This is a genomic window from Oerskovia sp. 140933 (assembly GCF_059651515.1).
Window position 1 is genome coordinate 24,310 of the sequence record NZ_JAMXIO010000037.1, and the last position, 8,670, is coordinate 32,979.

Below are 8,670 nucleotides of genomic sequence, written 5' to 3' on the forward strand. Positions count from 1 at the left end.
GAGACGACCGCCGCCCACCGCGGCACACGGAGCGCGCACGCATGACGGACTACGGCCACGACCTCATCCTCGGGACCTTCCTGACCCCGCAGAACAGCGATCCCCAGGCGCCCGTGCGCCTCGCGCAGGTCACCGAGCAGGCAGGGCTGGACCTGGTGACCTTCCAGGACCACCCCTACCAGCCGGCGTTCCTCGACGCGTGGACCCTCATGACCTGGGTCGCCGCCGCGACCGAGCGCGTGCACGTCGCGGCCAACGTGCACAACCTGCCGCTGCGCCCGCCGGCCGTCCTCGCCCGGTCGGCCGCGAGCCTCGACCTGCTCTCGGGCGGCCGCTTCGCCCTGGGGCTCGGCGCGGGCGCCTTCTGGGACGCGATCGAGGCCATGGGCGCGCCGCGGCTCACGCCGGGCGAGGCGGTCAGGGCCCTCGACGAGGCGCTCGACATCATCCGCGGCATCTGGGACACGAGCGACCGCACGCCCCTGCGCGTGCACGGCACGCACCACCAGGTCGACGGCGCCAAGCGTGGCCCCGCCCCCGCGCACGACATCCCCATCTGGATCGGCGCCGTCAAGCCCCGCATGCAGCGCCTCATCGGCCGCAAGGGTGACGGCTGGCTGCCCTCGATGTCCTACCTGCAGCCCGGCGACCTCGCCCAGGGCAACGCCGTGATCGACGAGGCCGCGCTCGGTGCCGGGCGCGACCCCAGCGCGGTCCGCCGCATGGTCAACCTCAACGGCCGGTTCTCCGCGAGCCGGCTCGGCCACCTCCAGGGGCCGCCCGAGCAGTGGGTCGAGGAGCTCGGTGCCCTCGCGCTCGAGGACGGCGTCTCCGGCTTCATCCTGGCGACCGACGACCCGCGCGACATCCAGACCTTCGGCGAGGAGGTCGGCCCGGCGCTGCGCGAGCTCGTCGCGGCCGAGCGCCGGTCGACGGGCACCGCTCCCGCCGGTCGCCGCCGCGGGGCCCTGGCGCTCGCGGCGCGCCGCGAGGGCATCGACTACGGGTCGGTCCCCGCAGCGCTGGCCGAGCGCGCGGTCGAGCCCGGTGACAGGGCGTACGACGCGGTCCGCCACACCTACATGCGCTCGGGCTCGCCCGGCATCGTGCTGCGCCCCCGCACGAGCGACGAGGTCGCCGAGGCCGTCGTCTGGGCCCAGGAGCAGGGTGTGCCGCTCGCGGTCCGCTCGGCCGGGCACGGCATCAGCGGCCGCTCGACCAACGACGGCGGCGTCCTGATCGACGTCGGCGCCTTCGACCAGGTCCACGTGCCCGACGACGGCACCCACCGCGTGCGCCTCGGTGCCGGCGGGACGTGGGGCCAGGTCGCCGAGGTCCTCTCCCCGCACGGGCTCGCGATCAGCTCGGGCGACTCGGGCGGCGTGGGCGTCGGCGGTATCGCGACGACGGGCGGCGTCGGGCTCCTGGGCCGCAAGCACGGCCTGACGATCGACCACGTCGTCGCGGCCGAGATCGTGACCGCGGACGGCCAGGTCCGCGTCGTCGACGCCGAGCACGACCCCGAGCTGTTCTGGGGCCTGCGCGGGGCGGGCGGCAACCTGGGCGTCGTGACCTGGGTCGACGTCGAGGCCACGCCCGTGACCGACCTCGTCTACTCGATCATGGTCCTGGACGCGTCCGACACCGCCGGGCTCGTCGAACGGTGGGCCGCGACCGTCGAGGCCGCGCCCCGCGAGCTCACGAGCTTCCTGCACATGAGCGCCGCGCGGGGCGGGCGAGGCCCCATGGCCCAGCTCATGACCGTGTGGGCCGACGACGACACGGGCGCTGCGATCCGCGCGCTCGAGGAGCTGGCCGACGCGGCCCGGCTGCTCGACCACCAGGCCGTCCTCACGCCCTACTCGGGCATCGTGCGCCGAGCCGACGCCCAGCACACGGGCGGCGGCGAGCCCGGCTCGCGCTCGGGCCTGATCGAGCACGTCGACCGGGGCGCCGCGCGCGACCTCGCGGCCTTCCTCGCCGGTGGCGGCGCGCAGCTCCTCCAGCTGCGCGCGGTCGGCGGCGCCGTCAACGACGTCGCGGCCGACGCGACGGCGTACGCGCACCGCACCCAGAACTTCTCGGTCGCGGCCTTCGGGTCGCGCGGAGGACCCGTCGGCATCGACGGCGCGTGGGACGAGCTGGTGCACCCGCACACGGACGGCCTGTACCTGTCGTTCGAGACCGACACGCGTCCCGAGCGCCTGGGCGAGGCGTTCCCCGAGCCCACGCTCGCGCGCCTGCGCCGGCTCAAGCGCCAGGTCGACCCGGCCAACGTGTTCTCGGCGAACTTCCCCATCCCGCCCGCGGAGGGCTGAGACACCTGGACGTCGGACGAGCGCGGGGCGATGCGCACCGTGCCCGTCCGGCGGGGGATCGTGGGGCCACCTGCGCGCCGTGTGGGGGAGGTGCTCGGGCAGCCGGCCGAGATCGTGGCCCGGGGCCTCGGGTGCACAATGGCACCATGCCTCTCGCACCCCGCTACCTCGCCGCCGAGGACCGCTACGAGTCCATGTCCTACCGTCGCGCGGGCCGCAGCGGCCTCGCCCTGCCCGCGCTGTCGTTGGGGTTGTGGCACAACTTCGGGGACGTGAACCCGTTCGACAACCAACGTGCGATCCTGCGCCGCGCGTTCGACCTGGGGATCACGCACCTCGACCTCGCGAACAACTACGGCCCGCCCTACGGCTCGGCCGAGGAGAACTTCGGGCGCCACCTCGCGCGCGACCTGCGCCCCTACCGCGACGAGCTCGTGATCTCGAGCAAGGCCGGGTACGACATGTGGCCCGGCCCCTACGGCGACGGCGGCTCGCGCAAGTACCTGCTGTCCTCGCTGGACCAGTCGCTCGCCCGCATGGGCCTCGACTACGTGGACATCTTCTACTCGCACCGCTTCGACCCCACGGTGCCCCTGGAGGAGACCATGGGAGCGCTGCACACGGCCGTCGTGAGCGGGCGCGCGCTGTACGTCGGCGTGTCCAACTACTCGCCGTCCCAGACGCGAGAGGCCGCGCAGATCCTGGCCGACCTCGGCACCCCGCTGCTCATCCACCAGCCCAGCTACTCGATGTTCAACCGGCACGTCGAGCTGCCCGAGGCCGGGCACGAGGACGGCGAGAACCTGCTCGACGTCGTCGAGGACCTCGGGATCGGGACGATCGTCTTCTCGCCGCTCCAGCAGGGGCTCCTGACGGACCGCTACCTGTCGGGCGAGGTGCCCGCGGGCTCGCGCGCCGCCGTCGGGCACTTCCTCAAGCCCACCGCGATCTCCGAGACGTACCTCGAGCGCGCTCGCGCCCTGAACGAGATCGCGGCCGGGCGCGGGCAGTCGCTCGCGCAGCTCGCGCTCTCCTGGGTCCTGCGCGACGAGCGCATCACGTCGGCGCTCGTCGGGGCGAGCAGCGTCGCGCAGCTCGAGAACAACGTCGCCGCGCTCGAGGCCCCGCCGCTCACGGCCGAGGAGGTCGCCGCGATCGAGCCGCACGCGGTCGACGGCACGACGCGCTGAGCCGCTGGTCGGCGGCTGCCGAACCCGAGGTCGGTCGGGCAACGTGACGCGGGTGCCCGACCAACCTCGGGTTCGGCACCTCGCGGGGTGACTCAGCTCCAGCGCTGGACCGCGAGCGGCGCGGCCTCCGCCAGCTCACGGACCACGGGGTGCTCGCTCTCGGCGAGGACCTGCTGCAGGGGACCGGACTCGACGAACTCGCCGTCGACCAGCAGGTGCGCCGACGACGTCATGCGGTGGACCAGCTCGAGGTCGTGCGAGACCAGGAGCACGCCCGTGCCGAGCTGCCTGGCCGTGTCCTTGACCCGGCCGGCGATCTCGCCGCGCATGGTCGGGTCGAGCGCCGTCAGGGGCTCGTCGAGCAGCAGGACGTCGGGGCGCGTCGCGAGCGCGCGGGCCAGGGCGACGCGCTGGCGCTCGCCACCGGACAGCGTGCGCAACGGGCGGTCGGCGTAGCGGTGCTCGAGGCCCACGAGGTCGAGCAGGTCCTCGATCGACTGCCCCGAGGGCCGCCCGCCCTTGCGCGCGTCGGTCAGCCCGGACTTGAGGACGTGCTTGACCGTGCTGGCAGGGTCGGTGCCCGGCAGGCCGTCCTGCGACACGCGCCGGACCGCGGCCTTGAAGAGCTTCTTGTCGCGGCGGCCCAGGCGCGTCACGGTCCGCCCGGCCCACGTGACGGTCCCGCTCGACGGCTTGATCTCGCCCAGGAGCGCGCTCACCAGCGTCGACTTCCCGACGCCCGACGGGCCGACGATCCCCACGGGATCCTGCCCGGCCGCGAGCTCGATCGACACGCCCCGCAGGACGTCCGTGCCACCGTGCCCGGCCCAGAGGTCGCGTGCCTGGAGGATGTGGGTGCTCGTCATGCTCGGTCCTTCCGAGGGTGGGTCAACCGCTGCGGGGCGAGGTGGCCCCGGTGGTCCAACGAACGACGGTACCCGCGTTCTCCCGGTCGCCGGTGCGGCGCGGGTCACACCGGCCGCCGGGCGTGCGGCCCGCCCGTCAGTCGCCCGTCGTCCAGGCCGACGGTGCCGCGACCACGTCCCGCAGCACCGTGCGCGCGCCGCCGACCATGGCCGCGTGGTCCGCGACGAGCGCGGGGCGCAGGTCGAGCTCGGTCCACGGCGACGCGAGGACCCGCGTGGTGAGCTCGGTCGTCACGGCGTCGCGCAGGTGGGGCAGCAGGTCGGTGTAGATGCCGCCGAGCAGCACGGTCTCGATGTCGACGAGGTTGACGAAGTTCGCGAGCGCGCGCCCCAGGGCGGTCCCCGCGGAGACCGCGGCGGCGAGGGCCGACGGCGTGCCCGCCTCGAGCGCGTCGAGGAACGTCTCGATGGGCGCGTCCAGGGCGATGCCGGCCGCGCGCAGCATCGCGTCCTTGCCCGCGTACTGCTCGAGGCAGCCCGTGGCCCCGCACAGGCAGCGGGGCCCGTTCGGGTCGACGACGACGTGCCCGATCTCGCCGCTCCAGCCGCGGTTGCCGAGGAAGAGCTCGCGGTCGATCACGATCGCGGAACCGATGCCCACCTCGCCCGAGACGTACAGGAACGACGACGGCACGGGGGGAGCGGCGCCGTCGGGCGTGCTGCCGGGACGGTCGCCGGACGGCTCGCCGGACCGTGGTCGCGTGCCGGCCGGGCCCGCGGCGTCGGCCGGCGCCGCGAGCTGGGCGAGGCCCGCGAGGTTGGCCTCGTTGGCGATCTCGACGGGCAGGCGCTCGGGCAGGCCGAGCAGCGGGACGGGCAGGAACGAGGACCAGCCGAGGTTGGGCGCGACCTGGAGGCGGCCCGCGCGCGCGTCGACCAGGCCGGGCAGGGCCAGCCGTGCGCCTGCGACCTGCATGTCCTGGGCCTCGACCTCCTCGACGAGGCGGCGGGCCAGGGCGCCCAGGCGCCCGAGGACCTCGGCGGGGTCGCTGCCGTGCAGGTCGCCCGGGACGACCTCCTGCGCGACGACCTGCCCCGTGAGGTCGAGGACCGTCCCGCCCAGGTAGTCGACGTTGACCTCGAGGCCCAGCCCCACGATCGTGCGCTCGGCGGGAGTCAGGGGGACGGCCGGGCGGCCCGCGCGCTGTGGTGTCACGGGCGGGAGCTCGCGCACGAGGCGGGCGTCGATGAGCTGGTCGACCAGCACCGACACCGTGGCACGCGTGAGCCCGGTGGCTGCGGCGAGGTCGGCGCGCGACCGGGGGCGGGGCGCGTCGAACAGGGCGTGGGAGACCAGGGCGAGGTTGTACTCGCGCAGGGTGTGCTGGCGGGCGGCGGTCGAGCGCCCTCGGGCTGGCGTCCTGCTGCTGGTCGAGGCCTCGTCGCGGTTCACGTCTTGACCTTACCGACAGGAGCGCATAAGTTCATCCGTACAACAAATGACGCCTGCTCTCGACGACGGAGCCGGCCCATCTCGACGAGGAGACTGTCGTGGCTGACGCGATCGACCAGAACATCAACTTTTCCTTCGGCCTGTGGACCGTGGGCTGGACCGGGCAGGACCAGTTCGGCGGAGCCAGCCGCCCCCACCTCGACCCGGCCGACTCCGTCCGCAGGCTCGCCGACCTCGGCGCGTGGGGCTTCACGTTCCACGACGACGACGTCGTGCCCTTCGGCTCGGACGACGCGACCCGCGAGCAGCTCCTCGGCGACGTCAAGAAGGCCGCCGACGAGACCGGCCTGACCATCGAGATGGTCACGACCAACCTCTTCAGCCACCCCGTCTTCAAGGACGGCGGACTCACGTCCAACGACCGCGGCGTCCGCCGCTACGCGCTGCGCAAGGTCCTGCGCAACGTCGACCTCACGGCCTCGCTCGGCGCCAAGACCTTCGTCATGTGGGGCGGCCGCGAGGGCACCGAGTACGACGGCGCCAAGGACCTCCACTCCGCGCACGAGCGCTACGCCGAGGGCCTCGACCTCACGGCCGCGTACATCAAGGACCAGGGCTACGACATCAAGATCGCGCTCGAGCCCAAGCCCAACGAGCCCCGCGGCGACATCTTCCTCCCGACCATCGGGCACGCCCTCGCGCTCATCGCGAAGCTCGAGCACGGCGACATCGTGGGCCTCAACCCCGAGACCGGCCACGAGCAGATGGCGGGCCTGAACTACACGCACGGCCTCGCACAGGCCCTGTGGGCGGGCAAGCTCTTCCACATCGACCTCAACGGCCAGCGGTCCATCAAGTTCGACCAGGACCTCGTGTTCGGCCACGGCGACCTGCTCTCCGCGTTCTTCACGGTCGACCTGATCGAGAACGGGTTCCCCAACGGCGGACCCCGCTACGAGGGCCCCCGCCACTTCGACTACAAGCCCTCGCGCACCGAGGTCGAGGTCGGCGTCTGGGACTCCGCCAAGGCCAACATGGAGACGTACTCGATGCTCGCGCGCAAGTCCGCCGAGTACCGGGCCGACCCCGAGGTCCAGGCCGCGTTCAAGCACGCGGGCGTGTTCGAGCTCGGCGAGAGCACCCTGGGCGCGGACGAGACGGTCGCGGACCTGCTCGCCGACCGTGCGGCCTACGAGGAGTTCGACGTCGAGGCCGCCGCGGAGCGCGACTTCGGCTTCGTGCGCCTCAACCAGCTCGCGCTCAAGCACCTGATCGGCTGATGGGCGAACTCATGACCAGCGCTCTCGTCGCAGGGATCGACTCCTCGACGCAGTCGTGCAAGGTCGTCGTCCGGGACGCACGGACCGGGGCGCTCGTGCGCTCCGGCTCGGCGTCCCACCCCGACGGCACCGAGGTCTCGCCCGACGCGTGGTGGGTCGCGTTCCGGACCGCGGCCGAGGTCGCGGGCGGGCTCGACGACGTCGCGGCCCTGGCCGTGGGCGGGCAGCAGCACGGCATGGTCGTGCTCGACGCCGACGGCGAGGTGATCCGTCCCGCGCTCCTGTGGAACGACACCCGCTCGGCCGGTGCCGCGCAGGACCTGGTCCGTGAGCTCGGCGACGGGGACCCCGGGGCCGGGGCCAAGGCGTGGGCCGAGGCCGTCGGGTCCGTGCCCGTCGCGTCGCTCACCGTGACCAAGCTGCGCTGGTTGCGTGACGCCGAGCCGCAGAACGCGGCGCGCGTCGCGGCCGTCGCGCTCCCGCACGACTGGCTCACGTGGCGCATCGCGGGCTACGGTCCGCGGAGCGAGGGCCTCGAGCCCGACCTCGGCGCGCTCGTGACCGACCGCTCCGACGCGTCCGGGACGGGCTACTTCGACGCCTCGGCCGACGGCGGGCGCGGTGCGTACCGCGCCGACCTGCTCGAGCTCGCGCTCGGACGCTCCGACGTCGCGCTGCCCCGGGTCCTCGGACCGGGGGAGTCCACCGGGCCCGCGGCTCGCGGCGTGGCCGGGGCCGGGGTGGCCGCTGGGGCCCTGATCGGCCCCGGTGCCGGGGACAACGCGGCCGCGGCCCTGGGTCTCGGCATGCGGGCGGGCGACGTCGCGGTCTCGATCGGGACCTCGGGGGTCGTGTCCGCCATCGCGTCGTCCCCCACGGCCGACGCGAGCGGGCTCGTCAACGGGTTCGCCGACGCCACGGGCAACTACCTGCTGCTCGGGGTGACCCTCAACGCGAGCCGCGTCCTCGACGCGACCGCGCGGGTCCTGGGCGTGGACCACGCGGGCCTGTCCCGGCTCGCGCTCCAGGCGCCGGCAGGGGCCGACGGCCTGGTGCTCGTCCCGTTCCTCGAGGGCGAGCGGACCCCCAACCGGCCCGACGCGAGCGGCACCCTCCACGGGATGCGCCTCGCGACCATGACGCCCGCGCACCTGGCGCGGGCCGCCGTGGAGGGCATGCTGTGCGGCCTGGCCGACGGCCTCGACGCCCTGCGTGCGCAGGGCGTCACGGTCGAGCGGCTCCAGGTCATCGGCGGGGGCGCGCAGTCCGAGGCGGTGCGGCGCATCGCGCCGCAGGTCTTCGGTCTGCCCGTCACGGTCCCCGAGCCGGGCGAGTACGTGGCCGACGGCGCCGCTCGCCAGGCGGCCTGGGTGCTGTCGGGCGAGGCGGAGGCCCCCCGGTGGGAGACGTCGTCGAGCACGGGCTACGACGCGGAGCCCGAGCCCGGGATCCGCGCGCGGTACGCGGCGGTGCGCGACCTGACCTGAGGTCGGGCGCCACGGCCGGAGGGCAGCCGCCGAGTGCGGAGCTGTCGAGTGCGGAGCTCTTGTGCGACACGCCTGG

General features: G+C 74.3%; 6 protein-coding genes. 4 read left to right on the plus strand and 2 right to left on the minus strand.

Annotated elements, in window-relative coordinates:
- Window positions 1–41: 41 nt before the first annotated feature.
- The gene (locus NHG27_RS16205) at window positions 42–2,318 is read left to right on the plus strand and encodes an LLM class flavin-dependent oxidoreductase (protein WP_497016983.1); all 2,277 of its coding nucleotides are present in this window, start codon (window positions 42–44) and stop codon (window positions 2,316–2,318) included.
- A 146-nt stretch (window positions 2,319–2,464) separates the two neighbouring features.
- The gene (gene mgrA, locus NHG27_RS16210) at window positions 2,465–3,508 is read left to right on the plus strand and encodes an L-glyceraldehyde 3-phosphate reductase (RefSeq protein ID WP_193718160.1); all 1,044 of its coding nucleotides are present in this window, start codon (window positions 2,465–2,467) and stop codon (window positions 3,506–3,508) included.
- Between the two features lie 92 nt (window positions 3,509–3,600).
- Here the strand turns inward: mgrA and NHG27_RS16215 are convergent, their stop codons facing one another.
- Window positions 3,601–4,374, minus strand: coding sequence for an ABC transporter ATP-binding protein (locus tag NHG27_RS16215; protein ID WP_193718161.1), 774 nt, complete (start codon window positions 4,372–4,374; stop codon window positions 3,601–3,603).
- 136 nt (window positions 4,375–4,510) lie between these two features.
- Entirely contained in the window at window positions 4,511–5,827 is a 1,317-nt protein-coding gene (locus NHG27_RS16220) for an ROK family protein (protein ID WP_497016984.1), read from the minus strand.
- Between the two features lie 98 nt (window positions 5,828–5,925).
- Here NHG27_RS16220 and xylA point away from each other — a divergent pair, with 98 nt between their 5' ends.
- Window positions 5,926–7,107 carry a xylose isomerase gene (xylA, locus tag NHG27_RS16225; protein ID WP_193718163.1) on the plus strand — a complete coding sequence of 394 codons (1,182 nt, stop codon included), beginning with the start codon at window positions 5,926–5,928 and terminating at the stop codon, window positions 7,105–7,107.
- A gap of 11 nt (window positions 7,108–7,118) precedes the next feature.
- On the plus strand, window positions 7,119–8,594 hold the full coding sequence (gene xylB, locus NHG27_RS16230; protein ID WP_497016985.1) for a xylulokinase: 1,476 nt from the start codon (window positions 7,119–7,121) through the stop codon (window positions 8,592–8,594).
- Window positions 8,595–8,670: the final 76 nt, after the last annotated feature.

Coding starts and splice junctions, on each gene's coding strand:
- NHG27_RS16205 (WP_497016983.1), top strand. CDS start 42: ATGACGGACTACGGCCACGACCTCATCCTCGGGACCTTCCTGACCCCG.
- mgrA (WP_193718160.1), top strand. CDS start 2,465: ATGCCTCTCGCACCCCGCTACCTCGCCGCCGAGGACCGCTACGAGTCC.
- NHG27_RS16215 (WP_193718161.1), bottom strand. CDS start 4,374: ATGACGAGCACCCACATCCTCCAGGCACGCGACCTCTGGGCCGGGCAC.
- xylB (WP_497016985.1), top strand. CDS start 7,119: ATGACCAGCGCTCTCGTCGCAGGGATCGACTCCTCGACGCAGTCGTGC.